The sequence below is a fragment of the Saccharothrix longispora genome (genome assembly GCF_030852425.1).
Taxonomy (GTDB): domain Bacteria; phylum Actinomycetota; class Actinomycetes; order Mycobacteriales; family Pseudonocardiaceae; genus Actinosynnema; species Actinosynnema longispora.
In genome coordinates this window covers 367,541-389,876 of the sequence record NZ_NSDM01000005.1, presented here as the reverse complement: position 1 = coordinate 389,876, position 22,336 = coordinate 367,541, and the positions used below count along the sequence as shown (strand labels likewise).

The following is a 22,336-nucleotide window of genomic DNA, read 5'->3' as shown; positions in this document are numbered from 1 at the left end:
GACCGACCACCGACCCGGGCGACCGGGCGCGGAACCACCCCGGTGCCCACCGCCGCGCACCGGGTGATCTCGGCTGGAACAACCGATCTCATGGTGACAGGGGAATCACGTGGGCATCCTGCGGGCAGAGGGCTTCATCGAGTTAGCGACCGCCGTCGCGAAGGTGGCGGCGACCAAGGGGAACACCGGTGACGCGGCGCTCACCGCGGCCACGCTCGACGGCAGGCTGCCTGCCGGGATCGGCCTGGCCGCGCTGACCAGACCGGAGGAACGACTGCTCGCGGCGGGCCGGGACGCGCCCCTGGCCGCCGAGGGGCCCGGCTACCGGCTGGCGCTGACGAGGACGGGGCGGCTCGTCATCGGCGCCGGCGTGCCGGACGACGCGCTGCCGGTCGGCGTCGCGGACATCGCCGTGGACCCGGCGGAGCTCCGGGCGCTCCAGGACGTCGAGGACGCCGAGTTCGCCGACGTGGCGGGTTGGCTGGCGGGCCTGCCGCGCGAGCGGGTCGTCGCGATGGTCGAGCGCATCCGGCAGTCGCTGCTGCACATGGCGCCCGTGCTGCTCTACACCGGCGACCGCTGCTACACCAACCTCGGCAGGGGGAACCTGGTCGGCAAGTCCACCCGGATCGACTCGCCCGACTGCGTGCTCGGGCGGCTGCTCGGCGTGCCGGTCGCCGAGTGGGACCACCGGGACGCGACCTTCGTGGCCTGCCTGCACGCCCTGCTGGTGTCCGGGCCGCCGGTGCGCGCCGAGGAGTTCAGCGGCACCCAGCTGCGGCCGGACCGGCTGGAGGCGTTCCTGCGGCAGCGGATCGCGTCCTACCGGGTCGCCGGGCCGGACACCGCCGGCCTGCCCGCGGGGGAGCGGCTGCACGTGCTCGCGGAGGCGTGCGCGGCGGGCCGGGCGGCGGCGGTCGCGGCCGGGGTGCGGCCCTACCGGCTCATCCAGGGCCTGAACCTGAACAAGCAGGAGCACCTCACCAGCACCCCGGTGACCGTCGCCGACGTGCCCGCGCAGGTGCTGGAGACGTTCGCGCTGCTCGTCGAGTCCCCGGTCCCCGGCGACTTCGAGGACGTCGCCCGCGCGTGCGCGACCGCCGCGCCCGGTCTGCGCGAGGCCGGTGGGGACGGGTTCACCAGCCGGTTCGAGCAGGTGCTGCACGAACTGGTGCAGGCGGCCACCGGGGCGACCGGCTCGGACGTGGGCATGTCGCGCGGCCCGCGCAGGCCGCACGAACTCGCCCGGCTCGTCGCGGCGGGGGAGGCGGCCACGGCCGTCGGGTGGACCACCAACGCGTTCTACTGCTGCGTGACCCCGTCGACCGGCTTCGTGGACCGGTTCGCGCGGGCGCCCGAGCAGCTGCCGCAGGTCTTGCGGGCCATCAGCGCCCGGATGCGCTACAACGGCTGGCACTACCTGCCGCACACGATCGGCGTGCACGCCGGGTCCGGTGACCGCGACTGGTTCTACGCACCCACCATGTCCGACGTCACCGACTGGTCCGACCAGCACCACACCGGGCACGTCGCCAACGGCGTCCGGTACGCGATCCGGGTGCCCTTCGGCATCGACCTCGCCGGCGCGCACCGGCCCGGCCTGCACGACTTCCGGCTCATGCGCACCGACGGCGTGCCGTACACCGAGGCGGACCTGCGCGCGTCCGTCGCGGTCGGCGAACTGCTGCGCGCGCTCTACCAGGCCAGTGCCGCGCACCCGGTCGAGTTGGCCGTCACCGACTTCGACAACCCGTGGTACCAGGCCCGATATGATTCCGCCGCGCTGATCGACACTAAGGAAGATGTCCATGTCTGACCCCGTCGTGCTGTTCCTCAACCTGCGCCGCACCCACCTGGAGCACGGCGCCGCGGTGGAGGCGGCCCACCGGCTCGGCTTCGGCGTCGCGCTGATCGCCGACACCGTGCCCGCCGGGCTGCCGGAGCGGATCGTGCGGGTCGTGCACAAGGTGGACACCTACGACCTCGCCGCCGTCGACCGCGCCGTGGACGCGGTGGCCGCCGAGCACGACATCCGCGGTGTCGTCACCTGGTCGGACCGGGACGTGGAGACGGTGAGCCGGATCGCCGAGCGGCTCGGCCTGCCCGCCCCGTCGGTCGGCGCCGCCCGGATCGCGCGCAACAAGTACCTGATGCGGGAGGCGCTGGCCGAGCACCCGCACACCATCCCCCGGTACGCCCGGGTCACCACCTGGGACGAGCTGGCCAAGGCCGCCTCGGACATCGGCTACCCGTCCGTGCTCAAGCCCACGTCGGCGTCGGGCAGCAAGGGGATCTTCGTGGTGCGCTCGGAGGACGAGCTGCGCCCGGCGTTCGACGAGCTGATGCGCTACACCCGCCCCGAGGTCGACAAGGTGTTCGGGGACAACCCGAACGAGCTGATCTTCGAGGAGTTCCTGGTCGGCACCGAGCACAGCGTCGAGGGCTTCGTGGTCGGCGGCGAGGTCGTGGTCGCCGGCATCACCGACAAGGAGACGACCGAGCCGTTCCGGCTGGAGCTGGCGCACACGTTCCCGAGCAGCCTGCCGCCCGCGGTCCAGGACGCGGCCCGCGGGCTGGCGGCGACCGTGGTGTCGGCGATCGGGCTGGACGACTGCACCTTCCACCTGGAGTGCATGGCCGCGCCCGACGGCACGGTGAAGCTGGTGGAGGTCGCGGCCCGGGTGGGCGGGGACTTCATCACCTCGCACCTGGTCGGCCTGGCCACGGGCGTGCCGTTCGCGGAGAACGTCATCCGCGTCGCGACCGGCTCCGCGCCCGTGCCCGGGACCGCGGGCCCCCTGTTCTCCGGGGTGCGCAAGATCATGGCGGACAAGGCGGGCGTGGTGCTCTCCGTGGACGGCGTGGTCGACGCGCTCGCGGTGCCGGGGGTGCGGCACGTCGCCGTCGAGCGCTCGGCCGGCGCGTCCGTCGCCCTGCCGCCGCAGGACTACATGTCCGGCACGCTGGGCGCGGTCATCGCCGTGGGCGACTCGGCCGACGCCGTGCGCGCGACCCTGGCCCGCGCCGTCGAGGCCGTCACCCCGCGGATCTCGTAGTGCGCGCGGTCCTGCTGCTGGGCCACGCGTCCGGCACGCCGCACGGTCGCGACCAGTTGCGCCGCGTCAGCGCCCAGGTGCGCCGCCGCGGCCTGCGGCTGGTGGGCGCCGACGCGGTGGCGGCGACGTCCGACCTGGTGGACGAGACCGCCGTGTTCGACGTGCACGACCCCGCCGCCGCCCGGGCCTGGGCGGCGGCGGGGTCCGTGCGCGTCGACGCGGTGATGACGTTCCGCGAGATGTGCGTGGAGTCCGTCGCCGCGATCGCCGACGAGCTGGGCCTGCCCGGCAACCCGCCGCGGGCGGTGCGCACCGTCCGCACCAAGGACCTGTGCCGCGAGGTGCTCCGCGAGGCGGGACTGCCCCAGCCGGCGTGCGCGGTGGTGTCCGATGTGGACGGTGCGCGGGCCGCGTTGACCGGTCCGGGGCCGTGGATCGTCAAGCCGCGTGACGCCATGGGCAGCGTCGGCGTGTCGCTGGTGTCCGGTGTGGACGACCTGCCGGCCGCGGTGGCCGCGCTGCCCGACGCGAGCGGGCCGTTCCTGGTCGAGGAGTTCGTCACCGGCCCCGAGTACTCCGCCGAGGGCGTCTTCGTCGGCGGCGAGCCGGTGGTGGTCGGCCTGACCGCCAAGTCCACCGGGCCCGGTTTCGTGGAGACCGGGCACCGGATGCCGGCGGTCCTGGACCCGGCCACCGAGGCCGCCGCCCGCGCGGAGGTCGCGCGCGCCCTGCGCGCGGCCGGCTTGACCCACGGGATCTTCCACGTCGAGTTCTGGCTCACCCCCGCGCCGGTGCTCGGTGAGCTGCACGCCCGTCCGGGCGGGGACTTCATCCACGCCATGCTGGAGCACGTCCACCCGGGGCTGGAGCTGTACGGGACCCTGGTGGACGACCTGCTGGGCGTGCCCCCGGCTCCCGTGCCACCCGCCGCCGGGGCGGCCGCCGTGCACTTCCCGCCGGTTCCTCCGGGCACCGTGACCGCGGTGGAGGGCTGGCCGGGCCCGACCACGCCCGGCCTCCTCGCCGCCCACCTGTCGGCCGCGCCCGGCGCCACCGTCCGACCGGTCGCCCACTCGGCCGACCGGCCCGCCGTGCTCGTGGTCGGCGCTCCCGGCGCGGCCGAGGTCGACGACCTGCTGGAGGGATTGGCGGGTGGGGTCCGGATCGAGGTGCGCCCCGAGGAGCGGTGATCCCCGTGCCCCGCCGGCTCAGGTCACCAGGCCCCGGCGGTAGGCGTAGACCACCGCCTGCACGCGGTCGCGCAGGTCGAGCTTGGTGAGGATGCGCGACACGTACGTCTTCACGGTCTCCTGGCTGATCACCAGGGCCGCGGCGATCTCGCCGTTCGACAGGCCGTTGGCGATCAGGCGCAGCACCTCCAGCTCGCGCGGCGCCAGCGGCACGTCGGTCGGGGCTCCCGCCGGCGGCCGGATGCGGGTGGCGTACCTGCCCACCAACTGGCGCGTCACCTCGGGGTCCAGCAGCGCCGCGCCGGCGGCGACGGTGCGGATGCCGTGCAGCAGCCGGTCGGCCGGGGCGTCCTTCAGCAGGAAACCCCCCGCCCCCGCGCGCAGCGCCTCGTACACGTACTCGTCCAGGTTGAACGTCGTCACCACGAGCACCTTGACCGGGTCCGGCACGCCGGTGCCCGCCAGCAGCCGGGTGGCCTCGATGCCGTCGAGGACCGGCATCCGCACGTCCATCACCACCACGTCCGGGCGCAACCGGCCGGCCAGTTCGACCGCGGTCCGCCCGTCACCGCACTCGCCCACCACCTCCAGGTCCGGCTGGGCGCCGATGATCGTCGCGAACCCGGTGCGGATGAGCGCCTGGTCGTCGCAGACCAGGACCCGGATCGGCGCGGTCACGACGTCCCCCCGGCGGGGATGCGGGCCCGGACGACGAAACCGCCGCCCGGTCGCCCACCCGCGTCGAACTCGCCGCCCAGCACGTCGACCCGTTCGCGGAGCCCGGTGAGGCCGCGCCCGTTGCCGCCGGGCGGGGCGGGACCCGCCCCCGCGCCCTCCGTGGTCACCTCCACGGCGATCCCCCCGGTGGTGTGGTGGACGCGGACCGCCGTACGGCTGCCGCGGGCGTGCTTGAGCGCGTTCGTCAGCGCCTCCTGCACGACCCGGTAGGCCGCGCCCTCGGCGCTGCCCGCCGTCTCCCGCGGCCGGCCCTCCTCGTGGAACTCGACCGGCTGGCCCGCCTGCCGCGTCTGCTCGACCAGGGCGGTCAGCCCACCGGGGGAGCGCGCCCCCGGCGGGGCGCCGTGGTCCGGGTCGAGCAGGTCGAGCAGGTGCCGCAGGTCGGAGATGGCCCGGCGGCCGGTGTCGGTGACGGCGGTGAGGGTCCGGTCGAGGCGTTCCGGGGCGGCGGTCAGGCAGCGCGCCGCCTCGGCCTGGACGACCATGGCCGTCACGTGGTGCGTCACCACGTCGTGCAGCTCGCGCGCGATCCGCGTGCGCTCGGCGGCCCGGGTGGTCTCGGCGACGTGCCGCCGGCGCTCCGCCTCGGCCTCCCGCGACAACCGCAGCCACGCCCCGGCGCCCCACGCGACGGCCAGTGCCAGGTAGAACGTCACGTACCCGGCCACGCCCTCGTCCACCCCGCGCCGTTCGAGCGCGACCGCCAGCGGCACGTACGCGGCGGACACCAGGGCGGCGGCGGTCCGGCGGTGCCGCTCCAGGTGGGCGCCCGCGCTCAGCAGCGCCACGGGCAGCGCGATGGTGGCGAAGGTGTGGAACCCGTGGAGCTGGTCGACGGCGAAGCCCAGCGCCACCAGGGCCAGGCAGGCGGCGGGCCACCGCCTGCGCACGACCAGCGGGAGGCACTCGAGCGCGACCACCGCGACGGTCAGCGCGTCGAACGGGCGGTGCGGCAGGGCGCCGAGCTGCGTCCCGTAGTCGCCCGTGCCCGGCAGCAGCGACACGGCGGCGAGCAGCAGGGCGGGCGGGAGGTCGCGGACCGCGACGTCGCACCGACGCCACAGGTCCTGGAGCCGCCGGACGTCGATCACGGGGCGAGCGTAGCGGCGACGCGGTCCGCGCGACGGCGCGGGACGACGTGGCCCCGGCGGTGCGCCAGCAGCAGGAACACGGCCGTCAGCACCACACCGGCCGCCACCGCGTAGAGGCTCCCCTCGGGGCCGAACGCGCCGCCGGTGATCGGGGTGGGACCGGAGAGGGTCGCGTCCAGCAGGCCCTTCGCCGTGTCGCCGCCCGAGACCTCGGCACCGAAGACACCGCCCAGGGCGAAGTTCCAGCCGAAGTGCAGCCCGATCGGCACCCACAGGGTGCGGGTGGCGGCGTAGGCGGCGGCGAGCATGAAGCCCGCCTCGATCGAGATGGCGACCGCGCCCCACGGGCTCGCGTCCGGGTTGAACAGGTGCGACGCGCCGAACACCACGCCGGTGAACAGCAGCGCGACCCACGTGCCGGTGCGCTCCTCGACGATGCGGAACAGGACGCCGCGGTAGAGCAGTTCCTCCGTCACGGCGGCGGCGGCCATGAAGCCGAGCAGCCCCACCGCACCCGTGGGGGAACCCCAGCCGTCGACCTCGTAGTGGCCGAGCAGGGCGATGCCGAGGATGACGGCCCCGCACATCGCGACGCCGATCAGCAGCCCGCGGCCGATCGCGGCGGCGGCCCCGTCCCGCCCCACCTCGACGGGCGCCCGGCGTTCGGTCCGCCGCACCACCCACGCGTAGGCGAGCACCGCGAGCACCGCCGTCGCGGTCCCGAGCGCGAGCGCGAGCCAGGGGTTCCCCCGCGCGGCGGCGACCCCCTGGTTGCCGACGAGCGCGACCGCGAGGACGGTCACGAGCTGTTCCGCGAATCGCACGACTGCTCCTTCCCCTGGCCGCGACGGGGTGCCGCGGCCAGGGGAACGCTAGTGAGCGCACGACCTCCGGATCATCACCGCGAGGTGGACACCCGCGGGTAGCTCGCGCGGGGGACAAGCGGCCCGCCACGCCGCCGGTGCCGCCGTCCCCGCAGTGGTCCTCGTCGCACGCGCCCACTCGTCCCCTCGGGCCGCGACGAGGTGATCGCGGCGGCCCGGCCGGCTCGTGCCCGGTCCTCCGAGCACGGCCGAACCCCGTCGCGGCGCCGCTCCGACCGGGTGGTGCGCCGGCGGGGTCAGCGCCAGCCGAGGGCCGGGGCGACGTGGGTGAGGATGCTGTCGAGGACGTGGGTGTTGTAGTCGACGCCGAGCTGGTTGGGCACGGTCAGCAGCAGCGTGTCGGCCTCGGCGATCGCCTCGTCGGCGGCCAGCTGTCCGATCAGGACGTCGGGTTCGGCGGCGTAGGTGCGGCCGAAGACGGCCCTGGTGTCGGCGTCGATGTAGCCGACCTTGTCGGTGCTGTCGCCGTCGTCGCCGAAGTAGGCGTGGTCGAGGTCGGAGGTGAGGGCGAAGATGCTGCGCGAGACCGAGACGCGGGGCTCGCGCTCCCACCCGGCTTCCGCCCACGCCTTGCGGAACGCCCGGATCTGCTCGGCCTGCTGGACGTGGAACGGCGCCCCGCCCTCGTCGTTCTTCAGCGTCGAGCTCATCAGGTGCATGCCCTGCCGCGCCGCCCAGACGGCGGTGGCGTTGGAACCGGCGCCCCACCAGATCCGGTCGCGCAGGCCCGGCGAGTGCGGCTCGACGCGCAGCAGCCCCGGCGGGTTGGGGAACATCGGGCGCGGGTTGGGCCGGGCGAACCCCTTGCCGTGCAGCACCTCCAGCAGCACCTCGGTGTGCTTGCGGGCCATGTCGGCGTCGGTCTCGCCCTCGCTCGGCTGGTAGCCGAAGTAGCGCCAGCCGTCGACCACCTGCTCCGGCGATCCCCGGGAGAGGCCGAGCTGGAGCCTGCCGCCGGAGATCAGGTCGGCGGCCCCGGCGTCCTCGGCCGTGTACATCGGGTTCTCGTAGCGCATGTCGATCACGCCGGTGCCGATCTCGATGCGCTCGGTCCGGGCTCCGATCGCGGCCAGCAGCGGGAACGGCGACGCCAGCTGCCTGGCGAAGTGGTGCACCCGGAAGTAGGCGCCGTCCGCACCCAGCTCCTCGGCGGCCACGGCCAGGTCGACGGCCTGCACCAGGGCGTCCGCCGCCGTCCTGGTCTGCGAGTGCGGGCTGTCGGACCAGTGCCCGAAGGACAGGAAACCGATTTTCTTCACGTCCGGGGCAACGCCCCGCCGCGCTGGTTGATTCCTCAACTACTTTGCCCGGTCAGGTGGCGGGCACGCCCTCCACGATCGACAGGCGGGTGTCGGTCGGGAGCACCCTGGTCAGGCGGAAGCCGGCCCGGGCGAACAGGGCGTCGAAGTCGGCGCGGGTGCGTTCCCGGCCGGTGAACGAGCTCATCATGAGCAGGTCGATGACCTTGCCGGGATCGGGGTCGTTCCCGGGCGGCACGACGGCGTCGACGACCAGGACGCGGCCGCGGTCGGAGACGGCCCGGCGGCACTGGCGCAGGATGCGCAGCGCGTGCTCGTCGTCCCAGTCGTGCAGGATGCGCTTGAGCAGGTAGGCGTCGCCGGGTGGGGCCTCGGTGAAGAAGTCGCCCGCGGCGAGGTCCCAGCGGTCGTGGGCGCCGAGTTCGCCGAGCCGGTGGCCCGCGAGCACGTGCGGCTGGTCGAAGAGGACCCCACGCGCGTCCGGGTGCTCCCGCAGCACGGACAGCAGCAGGCCGCCGTGGCCGCCGCCGACGTCGACGACCGTGGCGTCGGGCGGCAGGTCGAAAGCCCGCGCGACGACGGGGTTCTCCGGGTCGGACATCGACGCCATGCCGACGTGGAAGACCGCCGCCGTCTCGGGGTCGCGGGCGAAGTGCTCGAAGAACGGCATCCCGAACAGCCGGTCGAACGGCGTCCTCCCGGTCCGCACGGTCTCCTCCAGCTCGCCGGCGGGCCGCCAGAACGTCGTGTCGGTGATCATGAGGACCGCCGGGGTGAACGACGACGCCACGTCGGTGCGCAGCAGCTCCGCCGAGGGGGTCAGGGCGAACCGGCCGGCGTCGTCCTCGGTGAAGATGCCCCGGGTGGCGAGCAGGCGCAGCACCCGGTGCAGGTTGAGCGGGTCGGCGCCGACCGCCCCGGCCAGTTCGGCGACCGGGCGCGGCCCGTCGACCAGGTGGTCGGCCACGCCCAGCGCCGCGGCGGCGCGCAGCGCGGCCGGGAACAGGTAGCTCAGCGCGAGGTCCATGAGGGCGAAGCGGAGGTCGTCCTCCGCCGGCCGTGCGATCGGGTCGGGGGAGTCCGCGGCAGATGTCACCACATGTACTGTATTGACTACACATGGTGATCGCCAGTGTCGGTTCCCGACCACCCGGCGATCGCCCACCTGTCCCGCGACAGCCTCTCCGGGCCCGACGGCGAGGAGTCGCCCACCGAGCAGCCGGGCGCCGTCGTCCCCGCCGCGCCGGTGACCGACGCGCCCGTGGCGGGGCGTCACCCGTCCGGCGTCCCCCGGCACGCGGCGCGCCGGGGCGTCCTGGGACAATCAGGCCGTTGAAATGCCTGAAAGGATGTGCTCGCCGTGGATCGCTCGACCGAAGCGGATTGGATTTCGAGGCTTGCGGACGAGGTGCTGGCCGAAGCCGATCGCCTCGCTCCGGGCAAACCCGTCGTGTGCGCCTCGGGGCTGAGCCCGTCCGGGCCGATCCACCTGGGCAACCTGCGCGAGGTGATGACGCCCCACTTCGTCGCCGACGAGATCCGGCGGCGCGGGCGGGAGTGCGAGCACCTGATCTCGTGGGACGACTACGACCGGTTCCGCCGGGTCCCGGCCGGCATCGACCCGTCGTGGGAGGAGCACATCGGCAAGCCGCTCACCGCGGTGCCCGCCCCGCCCGGCAGCCCGCACCCGAACTGGGCGGAGCACTTCAAGGCGGCGATGATCGAGTCGCTCGCCGAGTTGGGCGTCACCTACCGCGGCATCAGCCAGACCGAGCAGTACACGTCGGGCCGCTACCGCGACCAGGTCCTGCTCGCCATGCGGGAGCGCGACCGCATCGACGCGATCCTGGGCCGCTTCCGCACCAGGAAGAAGACCGAGCCGGCCGACGACCCGGACGGCTCGGGCGACGCGGCGCCCCGGGGGCGGTACTACCCCTTCAAGCCGTACTGCTCGGCGTGCGGCAAGGACCTCACCACGATCACGGCCTACGACGACGACACCACCGAGATGACCTACACGTGCGCCTGCGGCCACGGTGAGGCGGTCCTGCTCTCCGAGTTCACCGGGGGCAAGCTCGTGTGGAAGGTCGACTGGCCGATGCGCTGGGCCTACGAGGGCGTGGCGTTCGAGCCGTCGGGCGTCGACCACTCGTCCCCGGGCTCCTCGTTCGAGGTCGGCGGGCACATCGTGCGCGAGGTCTTCGGCGGTCGGCAGCCGATCGGCCCGATGTACGCGTTCGTCGGGATCACCGGCATGGCCAAGATGAGCAGCTCCGCGGGCGCGGTCCCGACGCCGGGCGACGCGCTGCGCATCATGGAGCCGGCCGTGCTGCGCTGGCTCTACAGCCGCCGCAAGCCCAACCAGTCGTTCAAGATCGCCTTCGACCAGGAGATCTACCGCCTGTACGACGAGTGGGACGCCCTGGAGCAGCGGGTGCGCCAGGGCGCCGCGAACCATGCCGACGCCACCGCCCACGAGCGCGCGGTCAGCACCGCCGAGGTGCGCCTGCCCGCCACGCCGCGCCCGGTCTCCTACCGGATGCTGGCCTCGATGGCCGACATCACCACCGGCGACGAGGAGCAGATGCTGCGCATCCTCGGCGGCGTGGACGGCGAGGACCCGATCACCGGCCTGGACGAGGTCCGGCCTCGGCTCGACTGCGCGCGGCGGTGGGTGGAGCGCTACCTGCCCGCCGACCAGCACACGCGGGTCCTGGACGAGCCGGACGCCGAGCTGGCGGCCTCGCTGGACGACGAGCAGCGGCAGATGGTCGGCAAGCTGCTCGAACGCCTGGACGAGCACTGGACGCTCGACGGCCTCACCCGGCTGGTGTACGGCGTGCCCAAGCTCCAGGCCGGTCTGGACATGGACGCGGCCCCGACACCGGAGCTGAAGGTGCTCCAGCGGTCGTTCTTCGTGCTGCTGTACCGGGCGCTGATCGGCCGGGACACCGGGCCCCGCCTGCCCACGCTGCTGCTGGCGACCGGACCGGACCGGGTGCGCAAGCTCCTGGGCAACTGACCGCGCGGTCGGCGGCCGGTCCTCCGCCGGCCGCCGACCACCCGCGGTGACGTGCGAACGGGCCCGTCCCGCCGGCAACGGGCGGGTCGGGCGACCGGGGCGTCGGGAACAGCTCCACCGCGGACCCGACGCTCCGCGGTGCGCGGTCACCTCGTCGGTGCCACGCCCACCGTCGCCGGCCGCAACCGGGCCGGGGTTCAGCCGGCCGCGCCGAACACCTCGGTCAGCAGCGCGGCCGCGTCCTCCGGGGCGCGGACGTCGAACTGGAGGTCGCCGGCCGACAGGTGCAGGCTGAACTCGAAGAACGCGCAGCACCGCTGCTCGGCGGCGGCCAGTCCGGCGACCCGCCCGGCCAGGTTCGCGGGCAGGGTGATCCGCAGCCCCCGGTCGATCGCCCACCTGCCGGTGGCCCGCTCCAGCAGGCGCCGCCACGCGCGGACGCGTTCCGCCCGGTCGTCGTCGCCGAGGGCGCACGCGATCGGCGACGCGTCCCGTTCGCCGGGGCGGGGGCCGCGCGGCTCGACGGTCACCGGCACGGGCACCGGCCCGCCGTGCGGGAGGCCGCAGCCGGGTGCGCAGCGGCCGGGCGGTGGCGGGCCGTCCATCTCGTCCAGTGCGCCGCGCAGCCGGTCGGTGAAGGAGTTCAGCTCGGCGGCGGTCCGCTCGGTCCGGGCGATGCGCTCCCGGAGCATCGGCCGGAGCCGGCGGCGCACGTCGGTGCACACCCCGTCCTCCCCGACGGCGAGCAGGCCCCTGATCTCCTCCAACGGCAGGCCGGGGCGCTTGCCCGCGGTGATGAAGCCCAGGCGCTCGACCGCGTCGTCGCCGTAGAGCCGGTAGCCGGACCCCGACCGCTGCGCCGGCAGCAGGCCTGCCTGCTCGTAGAAGCGCAGGGTGGTGGGGCGCAACCCGACCCGCTCGGCCAGTTGCGAGATGCGGTACGTGGTCACCCGGCGACGGTAGGCCTTCGAGTCGACTGGAAGGTCAAGCCGGAACCGGGCGCCCGGTCACCGGTGGTACCCGCCCGTCGGCCACCACCGCGCGTCCGTGGCCGGCGGGTGGCCCCGCACGGTCACCGGCACGGCCTGCCTGCGCGAGGCCCGCACCAGGACGGCCGGCCAGACCAGGCCGATCGCCGAGATCACCGCGAGCCCGATCCAGGTGAACGCGGTGAACAGCTGCACCCGGGTCGCCGCGGGCTCGGGCAGGTAGCCCGACTCCAACGCCCGCCGCTGCCCCGGCTGCTCGGTGAGCACCAGCGTGATCAGCACGGCGATGCTGTTCACGGAGTCCCACAGCGCGTGCAGCAGGGACACGCCCCGGCAGGCGGCGAGCAGGCGCCCGGTGAGCAGGAAGTGCTCGCGGGTGCTGCGGGAGAACAGCACGCAGCCGAGGACGGAGCGCGGACGCCTGCCGGCCCATGGGTCGGGCTGGGTGTCGCTGGAGTGGGAACGAGCCTGGTAACCCGACCTCGCCCCGCTGCCGGTCCCGCTGCGCGCCGTTGCCGACTGGTACGCCCGGTGGCGACCGGAGGGGACCGCGACACGGTGACCGGGCCGTGGTGACCGGGCCGCGGGTGCCGATGGGGGAGAGGCCATCGGCACCCGCGGTGGGAACGGCGTTGTTCCCGGTCGGTGTGTCAGTTGGCGGGTTCGCCGGAGGGTGCGCGCAGTTGCGTGCCGAGGCGGACGGGCGTGCCGAAGTTGGGCGTGCCGTCGGCGTTCCAGGTGAACTTCTGGGCGCGGGTGGAGCGGTTCATGTCGCAGCCGCCGCCGGCGGAGTCGTTGGCGTGGTAGACGATCCAGTCCTCGGTGCCGTCGGGGGACTTGAAGAACCCGTTGTGGCCGGGGGCGAAGACGCCGTTGCCGTCGTTGCGCTGGAAGACGGGGTTGGGCGACTTCGTCCAGTGGGCGCGGTTGAGCGGGTCGCTGCCGGTCAACGTCAGCAGGCCCAGCTTGTAGTCCGGGCCCCAGCACGCGCTGGCCGAGTAGACGACCATGGTGCGGCCGTTGTGGTACAGCGGTTCCGCGCCTTCGTTGACCGGGTGCGTCTGCCGTTCCCAGGACAGGGTGGGTTGGGAGATGGTGCGTCGCGGCCCGCTGGTGGTGTAGGGGTTGGACAGCGGGGTGATGGTGAGCGACTGGGTGCCGTCGGTCGCGCTGCCCAGCAGGTACAGCCTGCCGCCGTGTTGCAGGATGCTGGGGTCCAGCTCCCAGGTGTTGCCCAGGTCGGCCTTGAAGCTGTACGGGCCCATCGGGTCGGAGCCCGCGCTTTCGAGGACGTGCAGGCGTTGGGTGGGGTTGAAGTCGGGCACGTTCTGCCCGGCGACGTAGTAGAGGTACCAGCGCCCGTTGAGCAGGTGGAACTCCGGGGCCCACATGTTGCAGCAGCCGTTCGGGCGACCCGCGAGGTTGAACACCACCTGGTCGGCCGCCGTGGCCAGGCCCGCGAGGGTGCGGGAGCGGCGCATGGTGATCGTGGAGTTCCACGTCGTGGTGGCCAGGTGGTAGTAGCCGTTGTGGTACTGGAGCCACGGGTCCGGGCCGTTGCGCTTGATCGGGTTCGCGAACGTGCCCGGCGTGCTCGACCCCAGCTTGACCAGCTGCCACTGCTGGTTGGCGCCGCCGGTGTCGGGCCACTGGACGACCTGGGCGCCGTCGGCGGTGGAGAAGTCGAGCACGTCGACCGCCTTGCCGCCGGCGCGGTTGAGCAGGCGCACGTGGCCGCCGTCGGAGTCGGCGAGGCGGAACTGCTGGCTCGTGCGGTTGGCGTCGGTGTTCTGCACCAGGCCGGTGCGGTCGGCGGTGGAGGGGAAGTCCAGCACCTTGCCGCTGTGGCGCGACCTCAGCCGGTAGTAGCCGCCGCCCGAGTCGACGAACTGCCACTGCTGCCACGCCCCGTCGTTGCGGGTGTACTGCGAGATCCGCGCGCCGTCGTTCGTGGCGAGGTCGTACACGTCGAGCGCTTTGCCGCTGTTGCGGTTGACCAGCACGTAGGAGGCGCTGGTGTCCACGGTGGCCGCCGACGCCGCCGGTGGCAGCGCGGAGGTGAGGCCGCCGAACAAGGCGGTGGTGGTGGCCAGGACGAGAGTGGTCCGCCGTCGTCGGAGCGAACCGGTGGTGATCGTTGTCAAGATCTTCTCCCTGCGACGCTGCACGGGATTCGCGTGCGGTCAGTAGACGTAGGGCCAGCCGGCCGAGTCGAGCCTGAGCAGGTTGATGCCGAGCAGCGACGCGCCGTTGTCGGCGTAGTAGTGGTAGAAGAGGACGTCGCCGTCGCCGTCCGCCAGCACGTCCTGGTGGCCGGGTCCGTGGACGCTGCCCTGACCGGCCAGGATCTCGGTGCCACCGCCGGAGGTGAGCGCGGTGCCGTTGCGGTCGACGTAGGGGCCGGTGACGCTGGTCGAGCGGCCGACCATCACCCGGTAGGTGCTCGCCGCGCCCTGGCAGCACCGGTCGAACGACACGAACAGGTAGTAGTAGCTGCCGCGCTTGACGATGTTCGGAGCCTCGATCGCCCCGCCGTTGCGCCCGGCGATGGAGCGCACCGTGCTGTCCGAGCGCAGCCCGGTGGACGGGTTGAGCGCGATCATCTTGATGCCCGACCAGAACGAGCCGAAGCTCAACCACCAGCGGCCCGAGTCGTCGACGACCAGGTCGGGGTCGATGGCGTTGAAGTTGTCGCTGGTGCGCGACTCGACCACCAGGCCGCGGTTGGTCCACGTGCCCGAATTGCCGCTGGGGCTGGTGGCCAGGAAGATCGCCGACCGGTTCGAGCCGAACGTGGAGGCCGAGTAGTACAGGTAGTACTGGCCGTTGCTGTAGGACAGGTCCGGCGCCCACAGGTTGCGCGAGTTGTTGGTGTAGGTGTTCGCCCACGGCGTGCCGCCGGGGAAGGCCGCGCCGGCGTTGCGGAACGCGGTGCGGTCGCTGGAGGTCTTGAGCGCGATTCCGTTGCCGGTGTGCGCGATCAGGTAGCTGCCGTCCGAGCGCTTGACGGCGCTCGGGTCGTGCACGCCGATGTCACCGGTCACCCGGCCGGGTGCGGGGTAGGCCGACGCGTGCGGTGCCACCGCGACCGTCACGGCGAGCGTGCTCAACAGCGTCAACGCCAGTTTCCTCAATGAGACCACGTTGTCCCCTAATGCGTCGGATCGGGTGGCGGCGGCTGTGCTGCGCGGGTCGCAGCGGTGCGCGCGCTTCCGGGGAGCGCTCCTCGACCATAGGAGGTGAGTGGCGAGCGGGCAAGACCACCTGTTATCGCTAACAAAGCTTGTTGTGGTCGAATCCGTTCGAATCTGTATCGTTCACATTGCCCTTACCAGCTTGTTTCGGCGGACGATTCTTGCTGTCCCAGTCGTGCTGCCGCAAAATTTTGTGACCGCTAACAGTCGAACATGGGTACGCGCGTGTGCCCGGCTCGTCGGCTCGGGCACACGCGCGTGGTCCGCGGGGCGGGTCAGCCCGCGTAGTGGATGTCGGGTCGGGGCGGGGTGGTCATGCCGTTGCCGATGTGGAAGCTGGGGTGCGGGGGTTGGTTGTAGGCGGTGTTCTGCCAGGCGATGGCGACGCGGTACTGGGTGTCGTGCATGAGGGTGGGAATGCGCCGGTCGGTCCGGGTGGGCGTCGAGTAGACGCGCAGGGCGGTGTTGTCGCCGGTGCGCCAGACGACTTCCTCGCGCCAGTCGCCGAGGATGTCGCCGGAGAGGGCGGGGGTGGCCTTGGTGCCGTTGTTGGAGGTCACGCCGGCGCCGGTGAGCAGGCGGGTGTCGCCGCCGGTGCCGTACTTGTCGATGCGGGTCTGGTCGAGCAGTTCACGGCTGGGGTCGCCGTCCCACCAGATGAGGAAGTTCGCCGAGGACGGCTTGCGGCCGACGTTCGCGCCGCTCGGGCTGCGCAGGCTGCCGTCCGCCGACGACCAGGACTCGGCGCCGGGGCTGCCGGGGTGGATGTCCCCGGAGACGCCGCGGCCGTTGTCGCTGCCCGAGGCGGTGGTCCACAGGCGCTGACCGGTGCGGGCGTCGGCGAACCAGGAGCCGGGCTTGGAGGTGTCCTCGGAGACCTTGAAGTACTCGAGGCCCGGGCGGGCGGGGTCGAGGTCGCCGACGTGGCCGGCATCGCCGTGCCCGAGGCCCGTGGTCCACAGGCCGCGGCCGTTGTCGTCGATCGTGGCCGCGCCGTAGACGATCTCGTCGCGGCCGTCCTGGTCGACGTCGGCGATGCTCAGCGAGTGGTTGCCCTGCCCGGCGTAGCCGGAGTTGCCCGACGCGTTGGAGTCGAACGTCCAGCGCTTGGTCAGCGTGCCGTTGCGGAAGTCCCAGGCGGCGACCACCGCGCGGGTGTAGTAGCCGCGCGCCATGACCAGGCTGGGTCGGGCGCCGTCGAGGTAGGCGGTGCCCGCCAGGAAGCGGTCCACCCGGTTGCCGTAGCTGTCGCCCCAGGAGGAGACGGTGCCACGCGGCGGGTCGTAGTTGACCGTGGACACCGCCGCGCCGGTCCGGCCGTCGAACATGGTCAGGAACTCCGGGCCGGCGAGGACGTAGCCGGAGGAGTTGCGGTGGTCGGCGGAGGCGTTGCCGATCACCGCGCCCCGGCCGTCCCGGGTGCCGTCGGCGGTCTTCATCGCCACCTCGGCCCGACCGTCGCCGTCGTAGTCGTAGACCTGGAACTGCGTGTAGTGCGCCCCCGCCCGGATGTTGCGCCCCAGGTCGATGCGCCACAACCGGGTGCCCTGGAGGCTGTAGGCGTCGACGAAGACGTTGCCGGTCACGCCGGACTGGGAGTTGTCCTTGGCGTTGTCCGGGTCCCACTTGAGCACGAACTCGTAGTCCCCGTCGCCGTCCAGGTCGCCGACGCTCGCGTCGTTGGCGACGTAGCCGCTGCCCGGCGACTGGATCGGCACGTCGCGGTAACCGGAAGCGAACGCCAGCGACGCGGGGGAGGCGGCCTGCTCGGTGCCGTTGACCACGGCGCGCACGGTGTAGGACGCGTCCGCCGCCGCACCACCGTCGAGGTAGTTCGTCGAGGTGGTGATCGGCGAGGAGTTCAGCTTCGTGCCGCCCCGGTAGACGTTGAACCCGACGTCCTGCGGATCACCTCCCGACAACCGCCAACTCACCAGGTTCCCGCTGCCCGACCGCACGCTGACCACACCCCGGTCCAACCGCTCCACCTGCTTGCGGCCGGTCGGGTCGCCGGGCGCGGGGTTGGAGGTCGTGGTCGTGGTGGTCACGCCGGTCGTGGTGGTCGTAGTGCTCGTGGTGGTGGTCGGGTTGACGCCGCCCGTGCACGTCGTGCCGTTGAGCGCGAACGAGGAGGGCGTGCCGACGTCACTGCCGCTCGTGGTCCCGTTGAACCCGAACGTCACCGTGCCGCCGGTCGGGACCTGTCGGTTGAAGTCCACGTTGGACGCCGTCACGCTCGCGCCCGAGGCGGCGAACTCGGCGTTCCAGCCCTGGCCGTACCGCTCGGTGCCGGGGAACGCCCAGGTCAGCCGCCACCCGTCCACCGGATCGCCCAGGTTCGTGACGGTCACGGCGGCGGTGAACCCGCCCGGCCACTTGTTCTGCACCGTGTAGTCGACCTTGCAGCCGGGCGCGGCCGAGGCCACTCCCGCTATCAGGAGGCCGCCGGTCAATGCGCTGATCGCCGCGGCGGCAGCGACCACTCGCACCCGCGAGGTTGTGAGCACCGTTGCTCCATTCGCTCGTCCAATCCCGGGAGCGCTCCCAGGAATGGTCTGGTGTGTCCCTGCGTTCGTGGCGGTCGCAGGAGGGGTTTCCTTCTGTGGTGAAACGATTCAATAAGACCTGTGTGGAATTATGGAAAGCGCTATCCGGCTGGTGTGGCGTAGTTGCTCCGTTTGCCTGGTGAGGTGTGGAGAACTCCCGATCACGTTGCTGCTCAGGCTGTTCGATCGCCGACGGCGGGTGAGCTAGACCGTACGAACGTCGCCGTCCTGGTGTCAACAGCTCTGCCGAAAAGTTTCGCCCCGCGCCCGCTGCCTCGGTGTCGCGTCTCGCTTGGTGGTGGATCAGGTGGGCGCTTCATCGCCCGAATGGTGCAGTGCCAATACCGAATTCATCTGGGAGCGTTACCAGTAGGTCCGGCCTCCTGGCGGACCTGGGCGGTGTGTCTCGTGGCGGCGGGGCACACCGCCGTTCGCTTCTGTCACCGGCCGGCGGGGAGGTCCCGTCCAGTGGACCTCCCCGCCGGCCGGGCGATCAGGAGACCTCGGGGTGGATCTGCGTCTCCCGACCGGTGACGACGTCGATCGCGAACACCCGCTCGACCCTGGGGTTGGCCTGGAGCGCCGGGAAGTCCGCCAGCGCGACCGGGTCGTCCTCGGCGCGGTTGGGGCCGACCAGGACGTAGACGTCGCCGTTGGCGCTGCGGGCGGGGCTGGCGGAGACGGTGTCCGACACCTCGCGGCCCGACTGCCCGGCCGCTTCGGAACCTGACTGGTCGCGACCGTCCAGGTTGGTCATGAACTCGACCAGGTCCATGAGGGAGTGCCGCTGCCCCCGGGCGTCGATGGTGTCGCCGGCCCAGAAGAAGGAGCCTTCGCCCTTGGTGGCGAGGATGTCGCGGATGTTCTCCTGCCAGCGCTCGCCCTCCTCGACGGGGAGGTCGCGCAGGTCGAGGCACGGCTTGCCGTCCACCGTGGTGACGGGGAAGCCGTGCTGGTCGCGCTCCGACCGCTCACCCTGCTCACCGCCGCCGCCCGCACCGCCGCCTTCGCCGCCACGACCCTCGTGATCGCGCTCCTCGCGGTCCCGGTCGCGGCCTTCGTGGTCCCGGCCCGGGTGCTCCCGGCCCTGGTGGTCGCGGACTTCGCCGTCACGGCCGTGACGATCGTGGTCCTTGTGATCGCCGCTCTGCTGGTCACGACCGTCGCCGTGTCGGCCGGGACGTTCCTCACCCGAGGCGTCACGGTCGCCGCGACCGCCCTGTCCCCCTGGCGGCTGTTCGCCGCGATCAGGGGTGTCGGGAAGCGTGCCGCCTGGAGCGCCCGAACCGCTGCCCGTCCCGAGGTCGGGGATGCCGGGCTGCTTGAACAGGTCTTTCGGCACCTCGGGGATCGGGGGCGTCGCCGGTGGGGTCATGCCTCCGGACGGCGTCGTCCCACTGGAGCCCGAAGGCGCGCCAGCGCTGCCACCCGTACCCAGGTCGGGGATGCCGGGCTGCTTGAACAGGTCCTTCGGGACCTCGGGAATGGGTGGCATCGGTGGTGGGGTCGGCGTTGCCGCGTTCGATCCCGAGGGTGTGCTGGAGCCGCCCGAAGTCCCCGAGCCGCCCGAAGTCCCCGAGCCGCTGCCGGGCAGGCTGCCGGAGCCGCCGGTCGAGGTGCTGCCCGTGCCGAGGTCGGGGATGCCGGGCTGCTCGAACAGGTCCTTCGGCACCTCCGGGATCGGAGGCATGGGCGGCGGCGTGGTGCCCGCTGAGGGCGTGGTGCCTGCTGCCGGGGTGGTGCCGCCGGTCGGGGTCTTCGCGCCTGCCGTCGACTCGGCACCGGTGCGGTCGGTCGCGGGACTGTTCCTGAGGGCGTCCGCGAGGCCGCCACCGCCACCGGTCCCGGTGCCGCTGGGGACGGCAGGCGGATCGGGGATCTCGGGGAAGGCGGGCACGGGTGCCGGGGTCTGGGGCGTCGCGGACCGGGTGGGTGCGGACTGGGCCGGTGCGGACTGGGCCGGTGCGGACTGGGCCGGTGCGGACTGGGCCGGTGCGGACTGGGCCGGTGCGGACTGGGCCGGTGCGGACTGGGCCGGTGCGGACTGGGCCGGTGCGGACTGGGCCGGTGCGGCGGGCATCCGGGCGGCTGCGGCCCTGGTGCCCTCCGCCGAACCGCCGCCACCCGGGGTGGAGGACGTGCCCGCCGGGACCGTCGGCGTCGGGGGCATCTGACCGGTGGGGACTCCGCCCGCCTGGGCGGTCGGCGCACCGCCGCCCTGGCCCGTGGGCACGGCCTGGGCGGTGGGGGTCTCGGGGCCGGTGGACTTCGAGGCGTGCGTGGTGCCGTCCGCGCCGGGGACGTCCGCCGTCGGCGTGACCGGCGGACCGTCGGTCCGGGACGGGGCGCCGTCGCCACCATCCGGAGCGCCGGGAACCTGCTCGGTCGGGGTGACCGGCGGCCCCTGGGGCGCACCGGGACCGCCGGCGCCGCCCGCGGGTGCGCCCTGGGGCCTCTCGGCGATCTCGGCGGGTTCGATCCTGGCGAACTGCTCGCCGCCGGCGCGGTCGGCCTCCAGGTGGGTCTGCGCGGTGGCCTTCAAGCCCTCGCCGACCAGGCCGAGCGTGGAGGCGGCCTTGCCCGCCAGTTCGACCGACCTGCCGTTGGAGGCGTTGAACGCCTCGGCGGCGAACGTCCCGACGGTGCCGAACGCGTTGCCCGCCAGCATCTGGCCGGACAGCTTCGACGAGACCTCCTGGTAACCGGCGCTCAGTTCGTCGGCCTGCTGCTGGAGCGCGTCCATGGCGGACTGCTCCATCGTGAAGCCGGACCCGCCGCCGGGAGGGGGCGTGCTGATCGTGGTGGGGGTCAGGTTGGTGACCATGGCGTTGCCTCCGCGGAACGCAGGGAGTGGACGGGCGGGGAGGTGCAGGGCGCGAGCGGCCGTGAGCCGCCGCGCCTACTCGGTCTCCTCGACCCTGCGGACCGCCGACTGGTGGGTGGCCGTCACCCCGCGCGCCTCCGTCGGCTCGGTGGTGCGGTAGTGGGTGACGGGCTCTGCGGCACGCGCCATCGGCTGGAGCTGCTCGTGCTGGACGGGGGCCTCCATGCGGACGGCCTGCATCGGTTCGGCTTGGACCGCGTAGCGTGCCTGTGCCTGCATCGGTTCGGCTTGGACCGCGTAGCGTGCCTGTGCCTGCATCGGCTCGGCGTCGGCCTGGCGCACGGCGTGACGTACCTGCATCGACTCCTCCGCCGGGAGCAGGCGTGCGCTTTCCATGGGGCGCAGCGCCACCGACTCCTCGGCCGGGAGCAACCGCGCGCTCTGCATGGGCTGGAGCGCTTCCGACCGCTCTGCCGCCACCAGGCGCCCGCTCTCCATGGGGTGGAGCGATTCCATGGGCCGCAGCGCCTCCATGGGGCGCATCGCTTCCGCGTGGCGCAGCGATTCCATGGGTCGGAGCGCTTGCAGGGCCGGCTCACCCTGGACGGTCTCGCCCTGTCGCAGCATCCGACTGGGGGCGGTGCGGGCCGTCGCCGTGGTCGCCCCGCCACCCGCCGCGGCCTCGAAACGCTCCCAGCGCTGCCCGATCTCGTCGGAGATGGCGTCGAGCTGCTTCACCCGGTCGACCTGGCGGGTCAACGCCGCGTTCAGGTCGTCCATCTTGGCCGCGATGCTCGTGCCGAGCTGGGTCGCGCTGCTCACCACCCCGCCCAGGAACACCGCGATGGACGCGCCGAAGGTCGCCGGGGCGAGGACGTGGGCGCTGATCGCGCCCGGCACCAGCGAGTCGGAGTACTGGCCGACCGTGTAGAGCAGTGCCTCGCGCAGCGCCTGCACCATCCCGCCGGTGTGCTCGACGACCACGCCCTTCCTGGCCACGGCGCCGGCCAGCGATCCCAGCTCCTCGCCGAGCGCCTCCATGCTGCCCTGGTAGGCCTCCTGGGCCTTGCCGGTCCAGCCCTGGGGCTTGGCGAGCGTCTCGTGCTGCCGCTCGGCCAGTTCGCGCATCCGCTCGGCGCTGGAGCGGATCATCTCCACGGTCGCCCGCACGCTCTGCGGGTCGCCCTGCAACTGGTCGATCGGCTCCCGCAGGAAGGCCACGTAGTCGACCGCCCAGCCCGCGACGCCCTGGAGGGTCGCGAACGGGTCGGCGGGGATCTGGCCGCCGGTGGGCATGCCCACCACGGACTGCGGCTCGGCCTCCGCCTCCCTGCCGATCGCCTCGATCCGCTGGTCGACGTCCCCGCCGGCCACGCTCCTCCGGAGCGCGGTGTGCACGGGAGCCGCCGTGGCGGTGCCTGTTGCCATGAGCCGGACCTTCCTCAGAGCGCTGGGTTCGAGCGGGGCGGTCCCGTGGACGCCTGACCCGCGGAGTCAAGTGATCGCCGCCAACGCCGCACCAACGCCGGTCCAACGACCGGTG

At 73.2% G+C, this 22,336-nt stretch carries 17 protein-coding genes; 5 read left to right on the top strand and 12 right to left on the bottom strand.

The window, feature by feature from the left end; all coding sequences use genetic code 11:
* The first annotated feature begins 109 nt into the window (after positions 1 to 109).
* The 3 genes from CKY47_RS14890 to CKY47_RS14880 are packed head-to-tail and all read left to right on the top strand — an operon-like array spanning position 110 to position 4,246.
* Positions 110 to 1,816 carry a hypothetical protein gene (locus tag CKY47_RS14890; RefSeq protein ID WP_306746375.1) on the top strand — a complete coding sequence of 569 codons (1,707 nt, stop codon included), beginning with the start codon at positions 110 to 112 and terminating at the stop codon, positions 1,814 to 1,816.
* Positions 1,809 to 3,056 (top strand): ATP-grasp domain-containing protein, encoded by a 1,248-nt coding sequence (locus tag CKY47_RS14885; protein ID WP_306746374.1) that lies wholly within the window; start codon positions 1,809 to 1,811, stop codon positions 3,054 to 3,056. The genes CKY47_RS14890 and CKY47_RS14885 overlap by 8 nt, the downstream gene beginning before the upstream one ends.
* Entirely contained in the window at positions 3,056 to 4,246 is a 1,191-nt protein-coding gene (locus CKY47_RS14880; protein ID WP_306746373.1) for an ATP-grasp domain-containing protein, read from the top strand. The genes CKY47_RS14885 and CKY47_RS14880 overlap by 1 nt, the downstream gene beginning before the upstream one ends.
* 18 nt (positions 4,247 to 4,264) lie before the next feature.
* On the opposite strand, the gene CKY47_RS14875 is transcribed toward CKY47_RS14880, so the two are convergent.
* From CKY47_RS14875 to CKY47_RS14855, 5 genes are all read right to left on the bottom strand, one after another.
* Positions 4,265 to 4,924, bottom strand: a complete 660-nt coding sequence (locus tag CKY47_RS14875) for a response regulator (RefSeq protein ID WP_306746372.1) — start codon at positions 4,922 to 4,924, stop codon at positions 4,265 to 4,267.
* A complete protein-coding gene (locus CKY47_RS14870; RefSeq protein ID WP_306746371.1) occupies positions 4,921 to 6,075 on the bottom strand; it encodes a sensor histidine kinase in 1,155 nt (384 codons plus the stop codon). Before CKY47_RS14870 ends, CKY47_RS14875 begins: the two co-directional genes overlap by 4 nt.
* Positions 6,072 to 6,899, bottom strand: a complete 828-nt coding sequence (locus CKY47_RS14865) for a CPBP family intramembrane glutamic endopeptidase (RefSeq protein WP_306746370.1) — start codon at positions 6,897 to 6,899, stop codon at positions 6,072 to 6,074. The genes CKY47_RS14870 and CKY47_RS14865 overlap by 4 nt, the downstream gene beginning before the upstream one ends.
* Positions 6,900 to 7,195: 296 nt before the next feature.
* Positions 7,196 to 8,218 carry an LLM class flavin-dependent oxidoreductase gene (locus CKY47_RS14860; protein WP_306746369.1) on the bottom strand — a complete coding sequence of 341 codons (1,023 nt, stop codon included), beginning with the start codon at positions 8,216 to 8,218 and terminating at the stop codon, positions 7,196 to 7,198.
* A 52-nt stretch (positions 8,219 to 8,270) separates the two neighbouring features.
* Positions 8,271 to 9,314 carry a methyltransferase gene (locus tag CKY47_RS14855; RefSeq protein ID WP_306746368.1) on the bottom strand — a complete coding sequence of 348 codons (1,044 nt, stop codon included), beginning with the start codon at positions 9,312 to 9,314 and terminating at the stop codon, positions 8,271 to 8,273.
* 36 nt (positions 9,315 to 9,350) lie between these two features.
* On the opposite strand from CKY47_RS14855, the gene CKY47_RS14850 reads away from it, so the two are divergent.
* Positions 9,351 to 9,554, top strand: coding sequence for a hypothetical protein (locus CKY47_RS14850; RefSeq protein WP_306746367.1), 204 nt, complete (start codon positions 9,351 to 9,353; stop codon positions 9,552 to 9,554).
* 15 nt (positions 9,555 to 9,569) lie between these two features.
* A complete protein-coding gene (lysS, locus tag CKY47_RS14845) occupies positions 9,570 to 11,240 on the top strand; it encodes a lysine--tRNA ligase (RefSeq protein WP_306746366.1) in 1,671 nt (556 codons plus the stop codon).
* A 197-nt stretch (positions 11,241 to 11,437) separates the two neighbouring features.
* Here lysS and CKY47_RS14840 read toward each other — a convergent pair whose 3' ends face one another.
* The 7 genes from CKY47_RS14840 to CKY47_RS14810 form a co-directional block, all read right to left on the bottom strand.
* Positions 11,438 to 12,190 (bottom strand): MerR family transcriptional regulator, encoded by a 753-nt coding sequence (locus tag CKY47_RS14840; protein WP_306746365.1) that lies wholly within the window; start codon positions 12,188 to 12,190, stop codon positions 11,438 to 11,440.
* A gap of 57 nt (positions 12,191 to 12,247) precedes the next feature.
* Positions 12,248 to 12,625 carry a hypothetical protein gene (locus CKY47_RS14835; RefSeq protein ID WP_306746364.1) on the bottom strand — a complete coding sequence of 126 codons (378 nt, stop codon included), beginning with the start codon at positions 12,623 to 12,625 and terminating at the stop codon, positions 12,248 to 12,250.
* A 254-nt stretch (positions 12,626 to 12,879) separates the two neighbouring features.
* Complete coding sequence (locus CKY47_RS14830) at positions 12,880 to 14,373, bottom strand: family 43 glycosylhydrolase (RefSeq protein ID WP_306746363.1); 1,494 nt, start codon at positions 14,371 to 14,373, stop codon at positions 12,880 to 12,882.
* A gap of 39 nt (positions 14,374 to 14,412) precedes the next feature.
* Complete coding sequence (locus CKY47_RS14825; protein WP_371320672.1) at positions 14,413 to 15,354, bottom strand: arabinan endo-1,5-alpha-L-arabinosidase; 942 nt, start codon at positions 15,352 to 15,354, stop codon at positions 14,413 to 14,415.
* A 344-nt stretch (positions 15,355 to 15,698) separates the two neighbouring features.
* Positions 15,699 to 17,912 carry a rhamnogalacturonan lyase family protein gene (locus CKY47_RS14820; protein ID WP_306746361.1) on the bottom strand — a complete coding sequence of 738 codons (2,214 nt, stop codon included), beginning with the start codon at positions 17,910 to 17,912 and terminating at the stop codon, positions 15,699 to 15,701.
* A gap of 550 nt (positions 17,913 to 18,462) precedes the next feature.
* Positions 18,463 to 20,793, bottom strand: coding sequence for a hypothetical protein (locus tag CKY47_RS14815; protein ID WP_306746360.1), 2,331 nt, complete (start codon positions 20,791 to 20,793; stop codon positions 18,463 to 18,465).
* A gap of 75 nt (positions 20,794 to 20,868) precedes the next feature.
* Positions 20,869 to 22,221 carry a hypothetical protein gene (locus CKY47_RS14810; RefSeq protein ID WP_306746359.1) on the bottom strand — a complete coding sequence of 451 codons (1,353 nt, stop codon included), beginning with the start codon at positions 22,219 to 22,221 and terminating at the stop codon, positions 20,869 to 20,871.
* Between the last annotated feature and the right edge of the window lie 115 nt (positions 22,222 to 22,336).

Excerpts from the sequence above, each read along its gene's own strand:
- CKY47_RS14885 (WP_306746374.1), top strand. The coding sequence starts at position 1,809 with ATGTCTGACCCCGTCGTGCTGTTCCTCAACCTGCGCCGCACCCACCTG.
- CKY47_RS14815 (WP_306746360.1), bottom strand. The coding sequence starts at position 20,793 with ATGGTCACCAACCTGACCCCCACCACGATCAGCACGCCCCCTCCCGGC.
- CKY47_RS14810 (WP_306746359.1), bottom strand. The coding sequence starts at position 22,221 with ATGGCAACAGGCACCGCCACGGCGGCTCCCGTGCACACCGCGCTCCGG.